General features: G+C 42.8%; 24 protein-coding genes and 1 riboswitch. Of the genes, 22 read left to right on the top strand and 2 right to left on the bottom strand.

Going from position 1 to position 21,739, the window contains the following annotated elements:
• The first annotated feature begins 28 nt into the window (after positions 1–28).
• From HPK16_RS13460 to HPK16_RS13355, 22 genes are all read left to right on the top strand, one after another.
• Positions 29–1,006: an ABC transporter substrate-binding protein gene (locus HPK16_RS13460; protein ID WP_181677444.1), complete on the top strand. Its 978-nt coding sequence runs from the start codon at positions 29–31 to the stop codon at positions 1,004–1,006.
• Entirely contained in the window at positions 1,006–2,001 is a 996-nt protein-coding gene (locus tag HPK16_RS13455; protein ID WP_181677443.1) for a FecCD family ABC transporter permease, read from the top strand. The genes HPK16_RS13460 and HPK16_RS13455 overlap by 1 nt, the downstream gene beginning before the upstream one ends.
• The gene (locus HPK16_RS13450) at positions 1,998–2,789 is read left to right on the top strand and encodes an ABC transporter ATP-binding protein (RefSeq protein ID WP_246369428.1); all 792 of its coding nucleotides are present in this window, start codon (positions 1,998–2,000) and stop codon (positions 2,787–2,789) included. Before HPK16_RS13455 ends, HPK16_RS13450 begins: the two co-directional genes overlap by 4 nt.
• A 182-nt stretch (positions 2,790–2,971) precedes the next feature.
• A complete protein-coding gene (locus tag HPK16_RS13445) occupies positions 2,972–4,129 on the top strand; it encodes an FtsW/RodA/SpoVE family cell cycle protein (RefSeq protein WP_181677442.1) in 1,158 nt (385 codons plus the stop codon).
• Positions 4,130–4,203: 74 nt separating this feature from the next.
• The gene (gene rodA / locus HPK16_RS13440; RefSeq protein ID WP_181677441.1) at positions 4,204–5,379 is read left to right on the top strand and encodes a rod shape-determining protein RodA; all 1,176 of its coding nucleotides are present in this window, start codon (positions 4,204–4,206) and stop codon (positions 5,377–5,379) included.
• A gap of 240 nt (positions 5,380–5,619) precedes the next feature.
• Positions 5,620–6,066, top strand: a complete 447-nt coding sequence (locus HPK16_RS13435) for a VanZ family protein (RefSeq protein ID WP_181677440.1) — start codon at positions 5,620–5,622, stop codon at positions 6,064–6,066.
• 208 nt (positions 6,067–6,274) lie between these two features.
• Positions 6,275–6,628: an arsenate reductase family protein gene (locus HPK16_RS13430; protein ID WP_036090812.1), complete on the top strand. Its 354-nt coding sequence runs from the start codon at positions 6,275–6,277 to the stop codon at positions 6,626–6,628.
• 28 nt (positions 6,629–6,656) lie between these two features.
• On the top strand, positions 6,657–7,034 hold the full coding sequence (gene gcvH, locus HPK16_RS13425; RefSeq protein ID WP_036090814.1) for a glycine cleavage system protein GcvH: 378 nt from the start codon (positions 6,657–6,659) through the stop codon (positions 7,032–7,034).
• Between the two features lie 66 nt (positions 7,035–7,100).
• Positions 7,101–7,406, top strand: a complete 306-nt coding sequence (locus HPK16_RS13420) for a thioredoxin family protein (RefSeq protein ID WP_181677439.1) — start codon at positions 7,101–7,103, stop codon at positions 7,404–7,406.
• A 104-nt stretch (positions 7,407–7,510) separates the two neighbouring features.
• Positions 7,511–8,164, top strand: a complete 654-nt coding sequence (locus HPK16_RS13415) for a DUF6088 family protein (protein ID WP_181677438.1) — start codon at positions 7,511–7,513, stop codon at positions 8,162–8,164.
• A 339-nt stretch (positions 8,165–8,503) separates the two neighbouring features.
• Positions 8,504–9,376, top strand: coding sequence for a cation diffusion facilitator family transporter (locus HPK16_RS13410; protein WP_181677437.1), 873 nt, complete (start codon positions 8,504–8,506; stop codon positions 9,374–9,376).
• 57 nt (positions 9,377–9,433) lie between these two features.
• Complete coding sequence (locus HPK16_RS13405; protein ID WP_181677436.1) at positions 9,434–10,132, top strand: response regulator transcription factor; 699 nt, start codon at positions 9,434–9,436, stop codon at positions 10,130–10,132.
• On the top strand, positions 10,116–11,264 hold the full coding sequence (locus tag HPK16_RS13400; RefSeq protein ID WP_425487939.1) for a sensor histidine kinase: 1,149 nt from the start codon (positions 10,116–10,118) through the stop codon (positions 11,262–11,264). The genes HPK16_RS13405 and HPK16_RS13400 overlap by 17 nt, the downstream gene beginning before the upstream one ends.
• A 148-nt stretch (positions 11,265–11,412) precedes the next feature.
• Positions 11,413–12,249: a D-alanyl-D-alanine carboxypeptidase family protein gene (locus tag HPK16_RS13395; RefSeq protein ID WP_181677435.1), complete on the top strand. Its 837-nt coding sequence runs from the start codon at positions 11,413–11,415 to the stop codon at positions 12,247–12,249.
• An 85-nt stretch (positions 12,250–12,334) separates the two neighbouring features.
• Positions 12,335–12,455: riboswitch (SAM riboswitch) on the top strand.
• Positions 12,456–12,549: 94 nt separating this feature from the next.
• Positions 12,550–13,572 carry a methionine ABC transporter ATP-binding protein gene (locus tag HPK16_RS13390; protein ID WP_181677434.1) on the top strand — a complete coding sequence of 341 codons (1,023 nt, stop codon included), beginning with the start codon at positions 12,550–12,552 and terminating at the stop codon, positions 13,570–13,572.
• The gene (locus HPK16_RS13385) at positions 13,569–14,243 is read left to right on the top strand and encodes a methionine ABC transporter permease (RefSeq protein ID WP_036090830.1); all 675 of its coding nucleotides are present in this window, start codon (positions 13,569–13,571) and stop codon (positions 14,241–14,243) included. The genes HPK16_RS13390 and HPK16_RS13385 overlap by 4 nt, the downstream gene beginning before the upstream one ends.
• 18 nt (positions 14,244–14,261) lie before the next feature.
• Positions 14,262–15,092 carry a MetQ/NlpA family ABC transporter substrate-binding protein gene (locus HPK16_RS13380; protein WP_181677433.1) on the top strand — a complete coding sequence of 277 codons (831 nt, stop codon included), beginning with the start codon at positions 14,262–14,264 and terminating at the stop codon, positions 15,090–15,092.
• A gap of 114 nt (positions 15,093–15,206) precedes the next feature.
• Positions 15,207–15,848, top strand: a complete 642-nt coding sequence (locus tag HPK16_RS13375; protein ID WP_181677432.1) for a response regulator transcription factor — start codon at positions 15,207–15,209, stop codon at positions 15,846–15,848.
• Complete coding sequence (locus tag HPK16_RS17120) at positions 15,845–16,960, top strand: histidine kinase (protein ID WP_181677431.1); 1,116 nt, start codon at positions 15,845–15,847, stop codon at positions 16,958–16,960. Before HPK16_RS13375 ends, HPK16_RS17120 begins: the two co-directional genes overlap by 4 nt.
• Positions 16,961–17,082: 122 nt before the next feature.
• The gene (locus HPK16_RS13365; RefSeq protein ID WP_181677430.1) at positions 17,083–18,021 is read left to right on the top strand and encodes an ABC transporter ATP-binding protein; all 939 of its coding nucleotides are present in this window, start codon (positions 17,083–17,085) and stop codon (positions 18,019–18,021) included.
• A gap of 19 nt (positions 18,022–18,040) precedes the next feature.
• The gene (locus tag HPK16_RS13360) at positions 18,041–19,147 is read left to right on the top strand and encodes an ABC transporter permease (RefSeq protein WP_246369426.1); all 1,107 of its coding nucleotides are present in this window, start codon (positions 18,041–18,043) and stop codon (positions 19,145–19,147) included.
• 1 nt (position 19,148) lies between these two features.
• Positions 19,149–20,297, top strand: a complete 1,149-nt coding sequence (locus tag HPK16_RS13355) for an ABC transporter permease (RefSeq protein WP_181677429.1) — start codon at positions 19,149–19,151, stop codon at positions 20,295–20,297.
• 130 nt (positions 20,298–20,427) lie between these two features.
• Here HPK16_RS13355 and HPK16_RS13350 read toward each other — a convergent pair whose 3' ends face one another.
• Complete coding sequence (locus HPK16_RS13350; RefSeq protein ID WP_181677428.1) at positions 20,428–20,961, bottom strand: NADPH-dependent FMN reductase; 534 nt, start codon at positions 20,959–20,961, stop codon at positions 20,428–20,430.
• A gap of 74 nt (positions 20,962–21,035) precedes the next feature.
• Complete coding sequence (locus tag HPK16_RS13345) at positions 21,036–21,488, bottom strand: threonine/serine exporter family protein (RefSeq protein WP_181677427.1); 453 nt, start codon at positions 21,486–21,488, stop codon at positions 21,036–21,038.
• Positions 21,489–21,739 lie beyond the last annotated feature (251 nt).

Raw genomic sequence — 21,739 nt, 5'->3', positions numbered from 1 at the left:
TAGAAAGGAGCGTGAAAAGGAGGAAAGCATGAAAAAAATTCTAATTATAAGTCTATTTTCATTACTTCTCGTTTTAGCGGCATGCGGACCGAAAGATGTGAATTCTTCTGGGGACACTAGTGAAACAACTAGCAAACAAAAGATATCTAAGGAAGCTGCGGTTTTAACGATTACCGATATGGCGGGAAGAACCGTCAACTTTGCGAAGAAACCGGAACGAATAATTACACTTACCAATTCTGATATGGGGATTGTTTATGCGCTTGGAGGCTCGGTTATCGGCCGCCAAACGATGGATGCTAGTGGTGTCGAACCAAGTGCGGCGCTAAAAGCTACGGAAGTCGGCAATACGCACGATTTAAACTTGGAGAAAATCGCCTCCTTGACGCCAGACGTTATTATTGCAAGCTCTGAGCAGAATTTGAAAGACGTGCCAGCGCTGGAAGGAATCGGTGCGCAAGTCGTTTTGACAGGAGCTAATTCTATCGCGGATATTAAGAAACAAGAAGCGATTTTGGCCGAATTACTAGGAAAAGATGCGACTAATTTACAAAAAGAAATCGATCAAAAAGTTGCTGAAATAAAGCAAGAACAAACAGGAAAGGCAGTTCGCGCGTTACTTATACTCGGTGCGCCAGGCAGTAATTATGCAGCATTGCCGAATTCGCTTAGCGGGGATATCCTCGAAAAAGCTGGTGGTGTCAATGTGGCTAAGGATTTTAAAGGGGTCGAGAATTTTCCGCAATATGCATCTTTGAATATTGAAAAAATCGTCGAATCGGATCCAGAGGTTATCTTCTTGATGATTCACGGTGGCGATGAAAAGGAAACCGAGCTCGCGTTCCAAAAAGAAATGAAGCAAAACGATGCGTGGAATTCCACAACTGCTGTGAAAAACAACAATATCGTTGTGCTTCCTGCTGATCTTTTCGGTACAAATCCTGGCATCCGTATTACAAAAGCGCTCGATTACATGGCAAATGAACTGAATCAGGTTAGTAAATAATGCATGATCCACGTAAAAAAAGAAGAATCATCACATTTATCGTCACGATTCTACTGCTCGTCGTCGTGTTCTTTTATGGCTTAACAACAGGTTCGGTGAAGGTGAGCTATTCCGAGGTTTGGCAAACATTGATGGGGCACGGCGATGATCTCTCCACGCAGCTCATTTGGAATCTACGTTTGCCACGGATGTTCCTCGCGTTTCTTGTCGGGGCAGCACTCGCGATTGCAGGCTGCTTATTGCAAGGCGTGATGCGAAATCCGCTCGCTGATCCAGGCGTGATCGGCGTCTCGGCCGGCGGTGGGCTTGTCGCCATCATCCTTACCATCGTGTTACCGTCCCTGAGCCAATTCGTCCCTTTAGGCGCATTTCTCGGCGCATTCGGTACCGCGTTACTTATTTACGCTGTTGCTTGGGATAAAGGCGTGGCACCACTTCGAGTTATTTTATCCGGTGTCGCCATCAATGCCTTCATCGGCGCAATGACATCAGGCATCATGGTCCTCTACAGCAACCGCGTCCAAAGCATCATTTCCTGGATGACCGGTACGCTATCAGGGAAAAGCTGGTACCATCTCAATCTCATTTTGCCATATATGCTTGTCGGATTCGCACTCAGCATCTTCGCGATTCGCTCGTCAAACGTTCTACTACTAGGCGATGATGCTGCAAAATTGCTCGGGTATTCCGTCGAAAAACACCGATTCTTCATCATCATGTTGGCGGCATTCCTAAGCGGCGTCGCAGTAAGCGTTGCAGGCCTCATTGGCTTCGTCGGACTCGTTGTCCCACACATTTTCCGACTCATCATTGGTAATGACTATCGCTATCTTCTGCCCATGTCAGCAATTGGCGGCGCGCTACTCGTCGGGTTCGCAGACACAGCCGCGCGTAGCTGGTTCGGCTCAATCGAACTCCCAGTCGGCATCTTGCTCGCCATGATCGGCGCACCATTCTTCCTATTCCTATTACAAAGAGGGAGGGTTGCATCATGACCGCCATCACAACGCTACAAAATGTCACTTTCATTCGCAAGCGTTCCTTCGAGATGAAGAACCTCGAGCTTGAGATTCCAGAAGGTAAAATCACGACAATCATCGGTCCAAATGGCTCGGGTAAATCCACCATTCTGCGTCTGATTATGCGCCTCCTAGCACCAAATGAAGGCAAGATCATGCTTCACGGCACGGACATTGATGCTATCAGCGCCAAAAAACTAGCACGCGAAATGACGATGCTTTCCCAGTCACCAGACGGCCTAATCGATGTCGTCGTCCGCGATCTTGTTAGCTATGGCCGGATGCCGTACAAATCATGGCTCGGCACAATGGAAAAAGAGGATGAGCTCGCTGTAGATTGGGCAATGAATGTTTGCAACCTAGAGGAACTCGCATACAGGCCACTACACACGCTTTCAGGAGGCGAAAAACAACGCGCTTGGCTTGCGATGGCACTCGCACAAAAAACACCAATTCTGCTGTTAGATGAACCGACAACGTATCTTGACATTTCGCATCAACTCGAATTACTCGACCTATTAAAACAACTCAATCAAGATTTCAACATGTCGATTATTCTCGTTCTCCATGATCTAAACCAAGCAGCAGGGTACAGCGATCACGTCATTGTATGCGAAGAAGGCGCGATCCAAAAAACAGGCACGCCCGAAGAAGTATTCACAAAACCCCTGTTACGCGATATTTTCAAAATCGAAGCTGAAATTCATTCCACCGAGCGCGGATTACGCGTTTTGCCAATTGCCTCGACGAAATTTCATGCGTAAAGTTAAAGATAATTTAAAGATTCATAAAGCACGGTTCTAGGAAACCAAGACAGCACCCTGTTTTGTCCTCTAGAGCCGTTTTTCGCTTCATTAGAATTTGATGAAAAAGCTTCCTATCTTGGCTGGAATTTTATATAATAGAAGGGTTGATTTGAAGAGAATTAGGACATAGGGGGCCGCATATGAATACCAGTCGAGAAAGTAGCACCAAAATAGATTATTCCATCATTTTATTGGTTATGTGCCTGTGTCTTATCGGCATCGCAGCAATCTACATCGCAAGTTTAACGAACAATCAATACGCAACGGATTTTCTAGTTAGGCAGCTTGTTTGGCTTGTCGCTGGAACCGTTATTATCATAATTATCGTGAAATATTTCGACTATGACAGACTGCAACAAATGGCATACTATCTCTACGGCGGCGGTCTTTTTTTATTGCTGCTAGTTTTTGCACCGGTCATCGGTATCGAGCGAAAAGGGGCACAAAGCTGGGTCGGGACGGAGGCTATCAACATCCAACCTTCCGAATTGATGAAAAGTTTCCTGATTGTCGCGCTCGCGAAGCTTATCTGGGATCACACAAAGAAAACATCCATCCGCACACTAAAAAGCGATTTTCACCTTTTTATAAAAATCAGTCTCATGACCTTAGCGCCGATTACGCTGATTATGCTACAATCGGACTTGGGAACTTCGCTCGTACTTATCTCGATTATGGTGGGAATGATGTTTATATCCGGAATCACATGGCGCTTGCTACTGCCCGTTTTCGGAGGTATTGCAGCGATTGGAACGACCTTAATTCTGCTCGTGCTAAAAAGTCCAAGTACCCTGACTTCGCTTGGATTTAAGAAATATCAGTTTAACCGGATTACCTCTTGGTTGGAGCCTGAAAAAGATCCGCTAGACACGGGGATGCAGCTTTTGAAGTCGATGCGGGCGGTAGGTTCCGGGGAATTACAGGGAAGTGGTATCGGGTATGAAGCGATTGAAATACCAGAGAACCATAATGACTTTATTTTCACAATTATCGGCGGGGACTTCGGCTTTGTTGGTGCATGCGTCTTAATTGTGTTATACTTCTTATTAGTTTACCAAATTATTCGTGTCGCTTTGGATGTAGGAATACCTTTTTATTCCTATATTTGTACAGGCGTCGTAGCGATGATTTTCTTTCATGTGTTACAAAATATTGGGATGACGATCGGTATGTTGCCGATTACGGGGATTCCGCTACTATTTATTAGTTATGGCGGGAGTGCAATGTTAGGGAGTTTGATGGCAATTGGCCTTGTATTATCTGCACGCTACAATGCGCCAAAAGCAATGGATTTATAAATTTTTAAAACTGTATGGAAAGTAACAGAGGTTTGGAAAAAATAACTTATTCCATCCAGTAAGGAGCGTTAAGAATGAATTCGCAAAACAAAATTTCTGCGAGAATTGATTATGGTATCGTGTTATCCCTCATGTTATTGTGTGTTATCAGTATGATTTCAATATACAGCGCACAGCTAACAAATGAGCAATACAACGCCAACTTTGTCATGAAACAAGCTGTTTGGTTTGTCGTCAGTGGCTTTGCTATTTTCGTTATTATGCAATTAGATTATGAACGTTTGACGAAATGGGCCTACTATTTTTACGGTGCTGGTCTGTTAATGTTGGTTTTCGTACTGTTCTTCGGAAAAGAAGTAAACGGCGCGAAAAGTTGGATTATCATTCCGTTTTTAGGAAGCCTTCAACCATCGGAAGTTGTGAAAGTTATCCTAATTATCGTCCTCGCAAAAGTAATTTGGGATCATAATCGGAAATATAAGTTGCACACAGTAAAACTCGATTTTCTATTATTAGTCAAAATCGGCATCATTACGATTATCCCAATTGGTTTAATCATGTTACAACCCGATTTAGGGACAGGTCTCGTTTTCATTGCGATTATGTCAGGTATGATTCTCGTATCAGGCATCACCTGGAAACTCATTGTGCCGATTTATGGCTCGATTATTGCAATTGGAGGAACATTACTCTACTTAGTACTCTATCATGAAAGCTGGCTCGTAAAATTAGGCTTCAAATCCTATCAATTTGAGCGGATTCATACGTGGATTAACCCTGAATCGGATCCTCAAGGCGGCGGTTATCAAGTGCTGCGAGCGATGACGGCGATTGGCTCTGGTCAAATTGGCGGGAACGGTGCGGGTTACAATGCCATCGCGATTCCGGAAAACCATAATGATTTTATTTTCACAGTCATTGGTGGCGATTTTGGATTCGTCGGTGCGAGTATTTTGCTAGCGATATATTTCTTGTTGATTTACCAAATTATTCGTGTGGCGCTTGATATCGGTATTCCTTTCTATTCGTACATTTGTACAGGCGTTGTCATGATGATTATGTTCCACGTTTTTGAGAATGTGGGGATGAACATCGGTTTGCTACCAATTACGGGTATTCCATTGCCATTTATTAGTTACGGGGGAAGTGCGTTACTCGGAAATATGATGGCGATTGGTCTGGTTCTCGGAATTAGGTACAATTACCAGAAATCGATGTTTACGGTGAAGGAAGAGAAGCTGGCTGAATAATGAAAGAAAGTCCTTGCTAGATAAAATATAGTAAGGACTTTTTTGTTAGGAAGTATGGCTCTAATTTATTCAAACTTAGTGTATAAGTCGTAGATAATATAGAAAGCGAGCATATAAATATGATTACATCTGTAGCACCAGTTTTCATCATTATTGTTTTCCCTAGCGTTTTCTGCTTGATTTTATTTTTTATGAAGAAGATATCTGGATTGAAATTACTTTATTTGATTCTGTTTTTTTATGTATCTAAGTAGTGTTGTTGCTATAACATTCTTTCCATTGCCAGTTCAACGGTATCTAATTGAGAGTATGATTGCAGACAAGCTAGGACTTGAACATAACTTTATACCTTTAAAAATTTTTTATGACATGAAAGATTTAGATTTAGGAATGATGTTGGCTATTTTTCTGAGGCAAGTAGTGGGAAATATACTCTTATTCGTCCCACTAGGTTTTTCTTTGCCGATAATTGTTAAGAAATTTAGTTGGAAAAAAGTTGTGTTGACTGGTTTTTTGATAAGCCTTTCGATTGAATTAGGACAATGGCTCTTAGGGCTTTACTTAGGTTATAATTATCGAGCTACTGATATTGATGACTTAATTTTTAATACGATCGGAACTTTTCTAGGCGTACTTCTCTTCAATTCGATGCAGTCAATCTTGAGGAAATATGAATTAATAGAATAAATAATGAAAAGATTCTTGTTATAGATACTTGCAAAAGTCATCTGTTACGAGAATTTTTTTAATATGAAATTTTAGAATAGATTACCTTGTCTGGATTATGCGGATAAGGTAATTTTTTTTATGTATTTTTTAGGGAACCATTTGTTATTGTCATCAAAATCCATTATGATAGAGGAAGTACTACAATTTTGGGAGGGGAAAAACAAATATGATTACTTTTTACTGGTATCCGAAGTGTTCGACATGCAAGAAAGCAAAACAGTGGCTAGATGAGAACGATGTGGCTTATAATCAAGTAGACATGATTGAAACACCACCGAAAAAAGAGGAATTACAGAAATGGTTTAAAAATAGTGACCTAGGAATTCGCCGTTTCTTCAATACAAGTGGCATTTTGTATCGCGAAATGGGCTTAAAAGATAAAGTGGACCAAATGACAGAGGATGAAGCGTTTACATTATTAGCTACAGATGGTAAACTAATTAAGAGGCCAATCGTTACAGATGGCAAAAAAGTGACACTTGGCTTCAAGGAAAGCGAATTTGTAGAAAACTGGAAGTAAATACTGACTTGAAGGGGGATTTTTTAAGATGAGTTTACCAAAGGATTTACGTTATTCAGAAGAGCACGAATGGGTGAAAGATGACGCAGGAAATTTCGTTATCGGGATTACAGATTTTGCGCAAGATCAACTAGGCGACATCGTTTTCGTTGAGTTACCAGAAGTGGGCGATACGATTACACAGGGCGATTCGATTGGAAGTATTGAATCCGTTAAAACAGTATCTGATTTTTACGCACCGATCACTGGTAAAGTGGTTGCTGTGAATGAGGAATTAGAAGATGCACCAGAACTACTTAACTCGGCACCATATGATGCTGGTTGGTTGTTGAAAGTGGAAGATGCGGACGCGGCTCAAGTTGCGGCATTGCTTTCGGCGGAAGATTACGAGAAAACGTTAGACTAATAGTGATACATAGAGGACCCTGCTTGCATTATGCGACAGGGTTTTCTTCTTTTGGAGGGATTGGATTTGGTAGCTATTTGGAATAAACAGCAGTTGATGGCGCGGCTTGATGCTGGGGAAGATTTTGCAGTATATTTTTTCACGCCGATGTGTCTAGGATGTCAACAGGCGATGAAGTTGGTGGATTTGGCGCATGAGGCGATACCAGAGCTTACAATTGGTAAAATGGATTTGAATTATGTACCCGAATTGGCGGAGCGCTGGGCGATTACGAATGTGCCGGTGTTGCTTGTTTTTAAGGATGGGGAGATTGCAGAGACGAGTTATCGAATGGGAAATATGATAGAGGTGTATGATTTTTTGAAGGGGTGAGGGACTTAGGAGCGGAGCGCTTCTGAGTTTTTTTGTCTCGATTTTTTACTTTTTTAGTTAGATGTTGTATACTGAAGTGGAGTATGAGGGGCGGAGGTGGAAGTATGGCAATAAGAGAGCTTTTGTTGGATGAGTATGGGTATAATGAGCCTATTGTGACGATGAATATACGCCAGCAGAATTTTGGAGTGAAGCCGGATAGTTTGCGTAGAAATATTAATCGGTTAGTGGAGAAGAAGGAAATGGTACGTTTTTGTGAAGGTGTTTATTATTTTCCGAAATGGAACGATATGTTGCAACAGAACACGCAAATTAGTGAACGAATCGTGATTGAGAGGAAATATATTCAAGATAAAACGGAGCGTTATGGTTATTTTTCAGGGCTTGCATTGGCGAATGAATTGCAGTTAACAACACAAGTCCCTGCTATGCTTGAAATCGTAACCGAGAATAATGCGAGTAAAAGAAGAACGGTGACACTAAAGAATACGGAGTTAACCTTGAAAAAACCGCGTGCTCCAATCACATTCGAAAATTATAAGGTCTTACAAGTGTTTGATTTGCTGACAGACAAGGTTTCTTATAGCGAAGTACCGAGGGAAATTATGATAGGGCGACTTCAATCCTATTTGGAAGATGTGACTTTATCGGAAGCGGAGATTATTGAAATTATTGCTAAGTATCCCAGTAAAACATCGAAAGAATTAATTGAAACGGGGTTATATCATGCACTTATTCGAGGACAAAGAGACATTTGAGCAACTTATCATTGCGACGAGTGCTGCTAGATCGCTATCGGAATCTATTGTGGAGAAAGACTATTATGTTGATATATTAAAAAAGTGGGCTGTGCGCTCGCTTTTTTTGAGGTGGAAGAGTATCTTTCTGCTTAGAGAGGTCTTTTATATCGAGGATTACTAACTACGTTTCGGAATACTTTTTTACCCGAGAATGAACGGGTGTGATTGTTTCGCTAGCCCAACAAAGTTTCGTGCCCGATATAGAAATGAGTCGCCTAAAAAAGGTTGCTATAGACCCACACGAAAGGGTTGTGGTACTATACTTTAGGTAGTTATTTATGTTAACGGGGGTAAGTGATGAGTAATTCTAATTTGACTATTCTATCGGTAATAAGTAATTTTGTTATCGTTATTTTGAAATTTATTGTGGGTTTTTTGACGGGATCGGTTGCGGTTATTTCGGAGGCTGTGCATTCGTCGATGGATTTGTTTGCGTCGGTGATTACGTTTTTCTCGATTCGGATTTCGAACCGGCCGGCAGATGATGATCATCCATATGGGCATGGGAAGGCAGAGAATATCGCTGGGACGATTGAGACGCTGCTTATTTTTGTGGCTGGGATTTGGATTATTTATGAGTCGATGAACAAATTTTTCAATCCGCATGAGATTCGGTTTCCGGCGCTTGGTATTGCTGTGATGTTGTTTGGGGCAGCGGTGAATATTGTGGTTTCTAAGGTGATTAAGAAGGCGGCGGATAAGGAGAATTCGGTGGCGATGAAGTCGAACGCGCTTCATTTGTATACGGATGTGTTTACGTCGCTAGGCATTGCGTTTAGCTTGTTGCTTGTTCATTTGACGGGCTGGTTATGGCTTGATCCGGTGATTGCGATTTTGACGGCGTTTTACATTATGTATGAGGCTTGGAAGTTGTTGAAGGAGTCGTTTCCGCCACTTATGGATAAGCGTTTATCGCCGAGTGAGGAAGAGGAGATTAAGCGGATTATTATGACGCATCAGGCGGATTTCATTGAGTTTCATGATTTTCGGTCGCGTCGTGCTGGTGCGCAGGAATATATTGATTTTCATTTGGTTGTGGCGAATAATCAGACAATCGAGCAGGCGCATTCGCTGTGTGATGTGATTGAAAAGGAGATTTATGATTTTTATGCGAAGGCGCAAGTGTTGATTCATTTGGAACCGGAAGAGGAACGAATCTTGACGAAATAACGCTGGTCTTTATGTTACAATACATGTATGTGAAACGAAAAGTGAGGTGGCGCAAAGATGACATCGATTTTAATTGCGGATGATGATAAGGAAATTGTGGATTTAGTGAAATTATATCTTCAAAATGAGGGCTACACGATTCATTATGCTTATGATGGCGCTCAGGTATGGGAAACGGTGCAAAAGGAGCAGTTGGATTTGGTTGTGCTGGATATTATGATGCCAAAAATGGATGGCTTGGAGGTTTGCCGTTTGATGCGTCAGGAGGGCATTACGACGCCGATTTTGATGTTGAGCGCGAAGGCGGAGGATAATGATAAAATTATGGGACTCTTGACTGGCGCGGATGATTACATGGTGAAGCCGTTTAACCCGCTGGAGTTGTCGGTACGTGTGAAGGCGATTTTACGACGGGTGCAGTTGATGCGTCAGGGTAGTATGGGTAGTACGCCGCTCAATCAGCTGATTTTAGGGCCAATTGTGATTGACCGGGAGCTGCATACGGTGATGGTGAACGAGAAGGATTTGCATTTGACGACATCGGAATTTGATATATTATTTTTGCTGGCGAATGAGCCGGGTCGTGTTTTCAGTTCCGAGCTAATTTTTGAACGGATTTGGCAGGAGAAGGCACTGGGTGCGAGTAAGACCGTGATGGTGCATATTAGCAATTTGCGCGATAAGTTGAAGGATGCGATGGACGGAGAAAATGTGATCAAAACCATTTGGGGAGTAGGTTATAAAATTGAAGTTTAAGCAGTTCATATGGCGAATTTGGCAGCAAATGCATCCATTGCAAATCATTGTTTTAGCAGTGCTGTCTTGGTTCGCGGGTTTTGTGACATTGCGGAGTATTGGTCTGTGGCTCGTTTCGGTGACGCAGGATTCGGTTGTATTGACTGGAACGACGAAGAGTTTTATTGATTTATTCGGCTACGGTCGCTATGATAAATTACTGAATTCACCGTGGATGATCATGTTGAAATATCTCGGTATGACTGGTGTAGCACTCGTGTTTTTCATCTTTTTCTATTGGCTTTTTAAGCAGAATTTACTTAGAAAACAGTTGCGGCAGATTAATGATGCGATTCTCCAAGATCAGCCGATGGAGCAGGAGAGTTTGATTCCGGAGATTGTGCAGTTGGAGGAGAGCATCGAGAAAATGCGGGGGCATCAGGCGGAACTTATCAAGCAGGAGCAGGAGGCGCAACAGGCCAAAAACGACTTGATTACGAATGTGTCGCATGATTTACGTACACCGCTTACTTCGATTTTGGGTTATTTGAGTTATATTCATGAGGATCGTTATCGTGATGAAGTGGAATTGCGTCATTATACAGAATTGGTGTATGGAAAGGCGCAACGACTGCATAAACTGATTGATGATTTGTTTGATTATACGCGGCTTGAGAGTACGGAATTCCACATTAAAGAGGATATGCTTGATATGGTGGAATTGTTACGTCAGCTTGTTGCAGAATATGAGCGACCTGCTGCGGAAAAAGAGGTTCGCATTGTTGAGATGTACGCCGTAGAGAACCTGAAAGTCATGGGGGATGGTATGCAGATTATGCGTTTATTTGAGAATTTATTTTCGAATGCGCTTCGGTATGGTGCCTCTGGGAAGAAAATTGATATTAGCGCTAAAAAAGAAGCTGGTGTGGCGATTATTGAGGTTTCGAACTACGGAGCTGAGATTCCTGCTGGTGATTTACCGCAGTTGTTTGATCGGTTTTATAAAGTGGATAAAAATCGGACGACTACGGGAACTGGGCTTGGTTTAGCGATTGCTAAGTCCATTGTTGAGCGTCATGGCGGGCATGTTTTCGCTACAAGTAAAAAAGGAAAAACCACATTTACAGTGCAATTGCCGATCAGCGAGGGCTAGTGACAGGTTTGTACTCTAGATTCAGTGTGTAACGACTCGTTTTCTTACGGAACTGTTAGATTACGCGCTGAATCTTAAGCTTTTCTTTCTAATTTCTTACTCTCCATTTTATCATTTTTAGATAAGATGTAGGCAAGGAGGGGAAATTATGAAAAAACAGACATTGATTTTAATTCTCGCTTGTTTGACGATAGTTGCTATATTAGTTTTTGTTTTAATGGGAAAAGATATTCGTGCAACGCCATCGATTGAGGCTAGTAGTGTACTGGTTATAAATACGAAGCAGGAGAAGGAGCTTTTTGCAAAAGATGTGAATCGTGCGGTTCCGATTGCCAGTATAACGAAATTAATGACGACTTATTTAGTTTTAGAGGCGATACATACGAAGGCCCTTTCTTGGGATGAGATGTTGAAGCTTGAGCGAGTGGATGATCCGCAGGCAGTGAGTCTCTATGCGAAGACGGGAACGAAATATTATACGGTAGAGGATTTATTTGCAGCGATGTTGATTACGTCGGCCAATGATGCGGCTGAGGCTTTAGCGGAACGGGTCGACGCGGAGCATTTCACGGAGAAGATGAATGCGAAGGCGAAACAGTTCGGTATGTCGACAAAGACGTATTTTAGCAGTGCAAGTGGTTTGGATAAGAATGGCGAAATGTCGGTATCAACAGCAGCGGATTTGATGATTTTGACGAAGCGGTTGTTGCATGATTTTCCGGAAGTGTTGGATACGACATCGCGAACGGATTATGTGACGAAAAATGGCGACACGATTCATACGACGAACGGGGCGCTTGAAGAAGATGTGGTAAGTGGGATGGACGGTTTGAAAACGGGGTATACGGATCAAGCTGGTTACTGTCTTATCGGAACGGCGGTTCAAAATGGCGAGCGGATAATCTCGATTACGTTGGGTAGTTCGTCGGATGCAGGACGAACAAAGGATGCTAAAAAAATGATGGAGTTCGGCTTTTCGAAATAAATTGGAGACTGAATCTTGACAAATCCGACTAAAAACATGTAATATTAATAAACACAAGGCGCGTAAGTAAATGCGTCGAAAAATAATCTTATCAAGAGTGGTGGAGGGATATGCCCGAAGAAACCCAGCAACCTAAGTGGATGAATGATTGTTATCCATTGCAAGGTGCTAAATCATACAGAGTGTAAGACTCTGAGAGATGAGAGAAAAGCGTAAATTATGCATGTAATTACACCTTTCTTCGCTCAAGTAGCAAGAGAGGTTTTTTGTTTAAGACAGAGAATAAGGGTGGAGTTTACTTTGATAAGGCTTAAAAGTGTTGCGAAGGATTATAAGACTCGGAAAAACAATGTGAGAGCAGTGGACGATGTTAATTTAGATATCGCGGATGGTGAAATTTTTGGTGTCGTAGGGTATTCTGGCGCTGGGAAAAGTACGCTGATTCGGATGTTTAACGGTTTGGAATTGCCGACAGAGGGCACGGTGGAAGTGGATGATTTATTTATTTCTCAAATTAGAGGAAGTAAATTGCGTAAGGCGCGCCAGCAAATCGGGATGATTTTTCAACATTTTAATTTGCTTTGGTCGCGTACGGTGTATGATAATATCGCGTTTCCGCTGGAGATTGCGGGAGTGCGTGGTGAGAAGCGACGTTTTCGGGTGAATGAGTTGATTCGACTTGTTGGCTTGGAAGGAAAGGAAGATGCGTATCCGTCTGAGCTAAGTGGTGGTCAGAAGCAGCGTGTCGGGATTGCTCGGGCGCTTGCTAATAATCCGAAAGTATTGCTGTGTGATGAGGCGACATCGGCACTCGACCCACAAACGACGGATGAAGTGTTGGAGTTATTGCTAGACATTAATCGCCGTCTGAACTTGACGATTATCGTGATTACACACGAAATGCACGTTATTCGCAAAATTTGTAATCGTGTGGCGGTCATGGAAGCGGGGCGTGTGGTCGAACTTGGTGATGTTATTGAAGTATTCCAACATCCGAAAGAGTCGGTGACAAAACGCTTTGTGCGCCAAGTAACCGATTCGGATGAGACGGAAGAATTGATTCATATGTTGCTCGAAAATTATTCGGAAGGTAAACTAGTGAAGCTGCTTTTTGTTGGCGGCACAGCGACGCAGCCGATTATTTCACAGGTAGCGCAAGATAATAAGGTGTTACTCAATATTTTACACGGGAACCTAACGCAAACACAGAATGGGGCGTACGGGACTTTATATATTCAAATTCAAGGTGAGGAATCGCAAGTGGATGCCACAATCACCCGGTTACGCGAGCTTGAGATAGAAACGGAAGTGATTGAAGGATGAACGATTCTACAGGATACTTTGCAAATGTAGATTGGGACATGATGAAAACAGCTACAGAAGAAACGCTTTACATGACGATTGTTTCACTGTTTGCCGTCTTTTTCCTAGGTTTGGCTTTGGGACTCGTTTTATTCTTAACGAATCGCAAAAAGGATGCTGGATCACGGACGGCTTATTGGATAACAGCGATTTTAGTCAATGTTTTCCGATCGATTCCGTTTATTATTTTAATCGTGTTACTACTTCCAATGACAAAAACGCTTGTCGGGACGATTATTGGGCCTAAAGCGGCGCTACCAGCTTTGATTATTTCGGCGGCTCCATTTTATGCACGAATGGTGGAAATCGCATTTCGTGAGGTGGATAAGGGCGTTATTGAGGCAGCAAAAGCGATGGGTGCGAACCTATTCACGATTATTGGAAAGGTTTTGATTCCAGAAGCACTACCAGCGATCATTTCAGGCATTACCGTGACGGCGATTTCACTGGTTGGCTTCACGGCCATGGCGGGTGTTATCGGAGCAGGTGGACTCGGAAACGCAGCTTATCTAGAAGGTTTCCAACGGGCTCAGCCAGCAGTCACATTAGTTGCGACTATTATTATTTTAATTATAGTATTTGTTTTCCAGTTCATTGGGGACATCTTGACCAAATGGGTCGACAAACGATAGGAAAAGGGGAGTTAACGAATGAAAAAAGTTTTATTAGGATTATTTACACTGACGTTAGTATTAGTTTTAGCGGCTTGTGGCGAAGGTTCGAAAGATGATGCGAGTGGCGATAAAGGAACAACGCTTGTTATTGGTGCATCTAACTCACCGCATGCTGTCATTTTAGAAAAAGCGAAACCTATTTTAGCGAAAAAAGGTATCAATTTAGATATTAAAAAATATACGGACTACGTAATGCCGAATGTGGCGTTGGATGAAGGCGACTTGGATGCGAACTATTTCCAAACGATTCCGTACATGGAGTTAGAAATGAAGGAAAAAGGCTACAAATTTGTGAATATGGGCGGTATTCATATCGAGCCAATGGGTCTTTATTCTAAGAAAATTGATTCGTTAGAGGACCTACCGAAAAATGCGCAAGTTATCATGTCTAATAGTAAATCGGATTGGCCGCGTGTGCTTGGCATTTTAGCGGATAATGGCGTTATTAAATTGAAGGACGGCGTGAAGCGTCAAGATGTAACGTTCGATGATATCGTTGAAAATCCGAAAAATATTAAATTCAAATACGATGTGGATGCTGGGTATTTGATGACAGCATACAATAATGAAGAGGGCGATATTGTTGCGATTAACTCGAATTTCGTAGTGGATCAAGGCATGAACCCTAAGAAAGATGCGATTGCGATTGAGAAAACAGATTCTCCTTACGTGAATATCGTTGCAGCCCAAGAGAAAAATAAAGACAATAAAGATATTAAAGAACTAGTGAAAGTTTTACAGTCAAAAGAAATTCAAGATTTCATTACAAAAGAGTGGAAGGGTGCAGTCGTACCTGTTTCTAACTAATATATGTCGAGTCGTTCTACCTGAATTATGGGTGGGCGGCTTTTTTTATGAGTGGAGAATTGGGTGGAAGTATGCTATGTTTGCTTTATGAATTTTATGGTGGGGGAAATAGGTATGACTAAGATATTGGTAGTGGATGATAATCCTTTTATTACGGGCGGCTTGGAGATTATTCTAGCGACGATGGACGGCATTGAGGTGTTGGGTGCTGCGGGAAATGGTGCGGAGGCAGTTACTTTCTGTCAAAATCATGAGGTCGATGTGGTGTTGATGGATGTGCGGATGCCGGTGATGGATGGGGTTGAGGCAACGAAGGAAATTACAGCAACGACGGCTACAAAAGTGATTATTTTAACGACGTTTGATGATGATGCATTTATTTTGAAAGCGATTGAAAATGGTGCGAAGGGCTATTTGCTGAAAAATAATGATCCGCAGACGATTCGGCATGCGATTAGGAGTGTGATGCAAAATCAGAGCATTATTCAGGATGAGATTTGGGATAAAGTGAAGACATCACTCATTAGTGAAACGAAGCCTGATTTGAGTGATTTGGGGTTGACGGCGCGTGAAATGGATGTCATGAAGGCGATTGCGAGTGGATTATCGAATAAGGAGATTGCGAAGAATTTGTTTATTTCGGAAGGAACGGTAGCCAATAATATTTCAGCTTTGCTTGGAAAACTTGGATTAGATCACCGGACGCAACTCGCGATTTTGTATTTGACGGGACGTGTTGGAGGCGGGGAGATGTGACGAAATACAAGTTAATGCTTGATGTGGCTTTTTGTGGATTATTAGCTGTTTATTTGCTTGAGGTGAATGTGAGCGGAAAGCTTCTGGCGCTTTATTTATTGCACTTTATATTATATTTATCGGTGACGTTATTGTCTTTTGTTTTCGTTCGCTATCAGTTGGCGTTGCGTAGTTTGCTGATTGTGTTTATAGGTGTTGCGAGCCTGTGGTATTTGCCGGTGCTGGGATTATTGTGGCCGTTTTGCACGTTATCGCTTTTATTACAAGGCCGGAAGATCAGTGCTAAATGGTTTTGGGGAAGTGTGATTTTGACGGGGATTCCGGTTTTTTTCAGCTCATTTGCGTTAATTTATGCTGGGGTTAGTATTTTTGTAGGGGTATTTTATTGGTATTTAAACCGAACAGCTTATGTATTGGACGATTTAATGGTTGAGAATGAGGCGTTACGGGTGAAGTCGGATGGTTTTGCGGCAAAGCTTGAGGCTGCTGAGATGAATGGGATTAGACAGGCGTATTTGGCGAAATTGGAGGAACGAAATGCATTGTCGCATGAAATACACGATCAGTTGGGGCACTCGCTGACGGGGGGCTTAATGCAATTGGAGGCTGCGAAGGCGCTACTTTCTATTGATCTTGAGAAAGCGACGGAACTGCTGAATAATGCGATTTTGATTAATCAGTCGGGGATCGAGGAGATTCGGAAAACGCTAAAAATGACAAAACCTGCGCAGGAGAGTTTGGGCGTGAATAGGCTGCGGGCTCAATTGGAGGTTTTTGAGATGCAGTACGGGATTCGCGCGGTTTTTAATACGCAAGGGAATATTGGGAAAGTGTCGCAAGCGATGTGGTATGTGTTGCTCCAAAATGTGACGGAGGGGCTGACGAATGTTCTGAAATATAGCCAGGCAACAAAAGTCGAAGTGTCGCTGGGGATTTTGAATAAGTTTGTGCGTTTGGAGTTCAGGGATAATGGTATCGGGGCGGTTTCTATGACGAAAAGTCTTGGTTTGACGGGCATGGAGGAGCGAACTGCGAAACTCGGTGGGAAGCTAGTTATCGACGGGGCAGATGGCTTTGTTGTTGTGACATTGCTGCCGATTTCGCCTGATTGATTCCTCATAGGCAGCAAAATTCGTGAGATTCTCACGGGAAGAAAATGAGTAATTGCACTAGTGTGATGCTCGTTTTTTTTCTATACTAGTAAATAAGAGGATAATGAAAGAGAGGGAACGTCATGAAAATTGTGGAGATTGAGCAGTTAACGAAGAAATTTGAAAAGAATATTGCAGTGGATAATCTGGATTTGACGATAGAACAAGGGCAGATTTTCGGCTTGCTTGGACCTAATGGAGCTGGGAAAAGTACGACAATCAGCGTTTTGTGTGGACTTTTGAAGAAAAATAGTGGGCAGATTCGGTTGTTTGGGGAGGAGCAGGAGTCGCATAGTTTGGAGATTAAGCAGCGAATTGGCTTGGTGCCACAGGATATTGCGCTTTACAGTGATCTATCGGCGTTTGAGAATGTGCGCTTTTTCGCGGGGCTTTATGGGATTCGTGGGAAGGAACTGGATGCGGCTGCGAACACGGCTTTGGAATTCGTTGGTTTGGCGGATAAGGCGAAGGATAAACCAGGAACTTTCTCGGGTGGGATGAAGCGACGCCTGAATATTGCGTGTGCGATTGCGCATAAACCGGAGCTGATTATTATGGATGAGCCGACGGTCGGGATTGATCCGCAGTCGAGGAATTATATTTTGAAATCGATTAAAAAATTGAATGCATCGGGTTGTACGATTATTTATACGAGTCATTATATGGAAGAAGTCGAGGAGTTATGTGACTATATTTCGATTATCGACCATGGAAAAGTGATTGCGGAAGGCACGAAGGAACAGTTGGTGAGCCTTGTTTCGGATCGGAAAGAGATGCGTTTAGTTGTGGATGATGCGTCGAAAATTGATTTGGAAGCGTTGCGGGCTATTTCTGGAATTTTGCTGGTGGAAGTGACAGAGGGCAATGCGCTTAACATCACGTCTAACAGCGAAGTGAACAATTTGAATGCAGTTTTAGACATGCTTATTGGGCAGTCGGTAGAAGTGATGGAGATGAACCAGCAGACGTTGAATTTGGAAACGGTCTTTTTGAATTTGACGGGCCGAAAATTAAGGGATTAGAGAGGAAGTTGAGCTTGTGATGATGATTTTTCATATAATGTTGAAGGCAATCAAGCTGACGCTGCGTGACAAGGGCTATTTTCTCTATATGATGATTTTCCCGTTGGCGTTGATTTTGGTGCTGGGAAGTGTGTTGCAGGATGCGTTTAGTAGCGATGTGGAACTGGATAAAATGACGGTGGAATACACGGTGCAAAAGGATAGTCCGGTTGGCAAGGCGTTCGGTGAGTTTGCGACGGAGGCTAGTGGTAAGCAGGTGACGTTTAAGAAAGCGGACAGTGCGAAGGCTGGCAAGGATGCGGTCGAGAATGGAGATGCGGTCGGTTTTGTGGACGTGAAGGATGATTTGACGGTGACGACGAATTCTCCGAGTCAGATTGAGATGAGCGTACTAGATGGCTATTTGGATGGCTTTACATCGCAGTATCGACTGGCGAGCACGATCATAAAAGTAGACCCGACACAGGCTGGCGTCTTGCAGAATCCTCCAAAGGCATCGGATTCGGCGATTCAAGTGGAGAAATTGGCTTCGGGAAATAATATTAGTGCTTTTGAATATTATGCGATTGCGATGATTGCGATGGTGATGATGTTCGGTATTAATAGCGGGATTAACGTGTTTCGTGAGGAGAAGGTGCGTCATACGGATGTGAGGCTCTTTATTGCGCCGATCAAGAAATCGACGGCGATTATTGGGAATTTTATGGGCGCGATTTTTATGCAGACTATGTCCCTTATTTTGCTGATGGTGATTTCAGATTTATTTTTCGGGGTTCATTGGGGCGATTACGCGCTCGTCATTTTTGTGATTTATTTTAGTTTATTATTCTTATCGGTAGCGCTTGGTATGGCGGTCGATGTGTTTAGTAATGGGAATCCAGCGGCGAACGGTGTTGCGTCTATTTTGGTTCAAGTGTTTGCTTTCTTGGGTGGCGCGTATTTCCCAACTGGCGACGGACTAATGTCGAAATTATCACCGATTGGCTGGGTTCGAGTTGGGGTCAGAGATGTATTATATAATCATGATGTAACAGCGGCGGTGTTTCCGATAGGTGTGAACTTGCTTGTAACAGCGGTTCTAGTAGTCGGAATGAGCCTGTGGATTAGACGAAAGGAAGTGTATTAAGATGCGGCAAATTGGTTGGATATTCAGGCATAACTTGAAAAGTCTGACGCAAAATAAGGCGAAATTAATCATGATTATAGGTTTACCAATCTTGAGTATTTTAATTTATTTTCTTTCATACGGGACTCAATCTGGGACAACAACGCTGAAAATCGGTTTAGTAAATGAGGATCCAGGCGTGTATACGAGCCAAATGGTGACATGGATGAAAGAGGATAGTGACAGTGTGCAGTCGGTTTCGAAGGCGACTGGTGATAAGAAGCTGACTGGCGGACAATTAGACGCGCTCGTGATTTTTGAAAAAGGCTCGGAAAAAAGCATCGCAGCACTTGATCCGCAACATATTAAGGTGAAATCGATGCAGGGCGATGCCGTTAATAATACCGTGAAGCGAACAGTGGATGCCTCGCTTAGTAATATCATGACGATGATTCAGGCGAGCGAAAAAGGCGGACAAGATTTTGCGAAGTATGCAACAACCTTTGATCAGTCAGAAATCAGCGTGACGCAAAAAACGACGAGCAATCAACACGATGTGGTGCTGATGATGTCGACGCAAATCCTTGGTTTTCTATGTATGATGTTGTTATATGCGGCGGGAAATCTAGGGGAACTCATTTTGCAGGAAAAGGAAGATGGCACGTTTTATCGGTTGATGTCGACACCGCTTAGCAGCAAAGCGTATCTTTTTGGCAATGCATTATTCGCGCTTACTGTCGTTGTCACGGAGGTTGTGATCTGCTTAACGGCGATGAACTTCGTGTTTGGTATCGATCCAGGGGTATCCTACCTTGCGCTATTCGGCGTGTTGTTTGTCTTCTCAATCATGGCGGTCTTGCTATCATTAGCACTCGGGTTCACAGCGACAAGCAGAAAGAGCGTCAGCGGATTACAAATGATCCTGTTCACGCTAACAAGTCTACTTTCTGGCGCGCTTATTCCAGTTCAAATCATGCCAGCATTCATGCAAAAATTCGCGGAGTTCCTGCCACAATATTGGGTGATGAACGCGATTACGACACTACAACAAAACGGCGATTTGGCATCGATTAGCTTGAATATCGCAATTATACTGGGATACGCCTTGCTATTCTTCTGCATCGCGAGCTACAAATTCACGAAAAATAATCGGGTTAACTCCTTTGTATAGAAAAATTCGACGGCACCTCAAGCACGAGGCGTCGCCGAATTTTTTTCAATAATAGTGTACACGTATTCAAGTATCGTATTGCCTATTTCTATATAAAAAGAGCAAGATTATCTCCTGCTCTAAGTTCTAACTATTTATTTCTATCATAAAAAGCGACAAAGTTCTGAACGACAGAATCCATAAAAGCGACCGTTCCTTCATCGATCAGTGCACCAGTCTCATCGAATTTCGTGTGAGCTGAACTGATGAAAACTTCATTTGCTGGCAAAATTCGCATTCCCATCGTATCTAAGATTTGACGTAAATGCATCTGCGCCCGAACCGTTCCAAGACCACCCATCGAGGCACCAACAATAAATCCAGGCTTCTCTGTCAAATCTGGCGTAATACGGCTAGCCCAGTCAATACCGTTTTTCAACACACCAGAAATAGAGTGATTATACTCAGGTGTCACGAAAAGAACGGCATCAGCGTCGCGAACTTTTTCTTTAAAAGCTACGACATCCGCTGGTAGATCTGCCTCTAAATCCTCATTAAAAAGTGGTAAGTTAAGATCTAAAATATCACTATCTAAATTATCCGCGTAACGTTTTTGAATAAATTCGGCTAACGTTTTATTAAAGGAATGCTTTCTTAAACTACCTACTAAAATGGCTACTTTCATTGTTATATTCCTCATTTCATCAAGTTAATAACTTAATATTAACAACTTACAAAAAGTAAGTCAATGATTTAGACTCAAATATTTTCTTTATGTTCCCGAAAACGTCGAATACTGTGATTTAAAACCTCTGAAAGCACTAGCCCTGCAGCAATCGCGCCAGCAACTAGGGCAACGCGAACGGAGAACGAGATAGCTTCGAGATAATCACCAAGCACGAAATTACGCACAGCTTGGTAAGCGAGACCACCTGGTACAAGCGGAACAATGCCTGGAACATTAAAAATCGTGACAGGTAACCTTTTTGATTTTGCAAAGAAGAAACTAGCTATAGCGACAACAAAAGCACCAGCGAGCGTACTCATTGTCGTGCCAGCTTCGAGATGCATGAGAATCCAATAGGTCATCCAGCCAAATGTACCCGTGAGACCACAAGCGATGAGCGAGCGGCGGGGAACGTTGGTGATGATAGCGAATGCAAGTGTGGCTAGAAAACTAAAAGCCAGCTGCATGAGTATAGTCCAAAACATTTGATTTTACCTCCTTATTTTGTTGTGCTTCTTGAAAAGCGTCGTTTGCTTTGCTAGAACCTCAATAGGCAGTTGAATACAATGAAACTGCCTTCCTTTAAGCCAACTACTCGAAAACTGGAGCGGCCGTTTCAGCACTTCTCTTGATCCGGCTTCAAGAGCCAGCCTCTCGGAAATTTCGTGGCCTCCGAAAAAAACAAGGACGGGTTTTCCCTGCGCCCTCTAACAATTAAAAGGTTGTCAGTTTCACT

The sequence above is a fragment of the Paenilisteria rustica genome, assembly GCF_013820765.1.
GTDB classification, from domain to species: Bacteria; Bacillota; Bacilli; order Lactobacillales; family Listeriaceae; genus Listeria_A; species Listeria_A rustica.
The sequence above is the reverse complement of the archived record's forward strand: the minus strand, read 5'-3'. Positions and strand labels throughout refer to the sequence as shown.

Excerpts from the sequence above, each read along its gene's own strand:
- HPK16_RS13360 (WP_246369426.1), top strand. The coding sequence starts at position 18,041 with ATGATGATTTTTCATATAATGTTGAAGGCAATCAAGCTGACGCTGCGT.
- HPK16_RS13395 (WP_181677435.1), top strand. The coding sequence starts at position 11,413 with ATGAAAAAACAGACATTGATTTTAATTCTCGCTTGTTTGACGATAGTT.
- gcvH (WP_036090814.1), top strand. The coding sequence starts at position 6,657 with ATGAGTTTACCAAAGGATTTACGTTATTCAGAAGAGCACGAATGGGTG.
- HPK16_RS13345 (WP_181677427.1), bottom strand. The coding sequence starts at position 21,488 with ATGTTTTGGACTATACTCATGCAGCTGGCTTTTAGTTTTCTAGCCACA.
- HPK16_RS13350 (WP_181677428.1), bottom strand. The coding sequence starts at position 20,961 with ATGAAAGTAGCCATTTTAGTAGGTAGTTTAAGAAAGCATTCCTTTAAT.
- HPK16_RS13365 (WP_181677430.1), top strand. The coding sequence starts at position 17,083 with ATGAAAATTGTGGAGATTGAGCAGTTAACGAAGAAATTTGAAAAGAAT.
- HPK16_RS13435 (WP_181677440.1), top strand. The coding sequence starts at position 5,620 with ATGTATCTAAGTAGTGTTGTTGCTATAACATTCTTTCCATTGCCAGTT.
- HPK16_RS13445 (WP_181677442.1), top strand. The coding sequence starts at position 2,972 with ATGAATACCAGTCGAGAAAGTAGCACCAAAATAGATTATTCCATCATT.
- HPK16_RS13430 (WP_036090812.1), top strand. The coding sequence starts at position 6,275 with ATGATTACTTTTTACTGGTATCCGAAGTGTTCGACATGCAAGAAAGCA.
- HPK16_RS13385 (WP_036090830.1), top strand. The coding sequence starts at position 13,569 with ATGAACGATTCTACAGGATACTTTGCAAATGTAGATTGGGACATGATG.
- HPK16_RS13380 (WP_181677433.1), top strand. The coding sequence starts at position 14,262 with ATGAAAAAAGTTTTATTAGGATTATTTACACTGACGTTAGTATTAGTT.
- HPK16_RS13455 (WP_181677443.1), top strand. The coding sequence starts at position 1,006 with ATGCATGATCCACGTAAAAAAAGAAGAATCATCACATTTATCGTCACG.
- rodA (WP_181677441.1), top strand. The coding sequence starts at position 4,204 with ATGAATTCGCAAAACAAAATTTCTGCGAGAATTGATTATGGTATCGTG.
- HPK16_RS13405 (WP_181677436.1), top strand. The coding sequence starts at position 9,434 with ATGACATCGATTTTAATTGCGGATGATGATAAGGAAATTGTGGATTTA.
- HPK16_RS13375 (WP_181677432.1), top strand. The coding sequence starts at position 15,207 with ATGACTAAGATATTGGTAGTGGATGATAATCCTTTTATTACGGGCGGC.
- HPK16_RS13460 (WP_181677444.1), top strand. The coding sequence starts at position 29 with ATGAAAAAAATTCTAATTATAAGTCTATTTTCATTACTTCTCGTTTTA.
- HPK16_RS13415 (WP_181677438.1), top strand. The coding sequence starts at position 7,511 with ATGGCAATAAGAGAGCTTTTGTTGGATGAGTATGGGTATAATGAGCCT.
- HPK16_RS13450 (WP_246369428.1), top strand. The coding sequence starts at position 1,998 with ATGACCGCCATCACAACGCTACAAAATGTCACTTTCATTCGCAAGCGT.
- HPK16_RS13355 (WP_181677429.1), top strand. The coding sequence starts at position 19,149 with ATGCGGCAAATTGGTTGGATATTCAGGCATAACTTGAAAAGTCTGACG.
- HPK16_RS13410 (WP_181677437.1), top strand. The coding sequence starts at position 8,504 with ATGAGTAATTCTAATTTGACTATTCTATCGGTAATAAGTAATTTTGTT.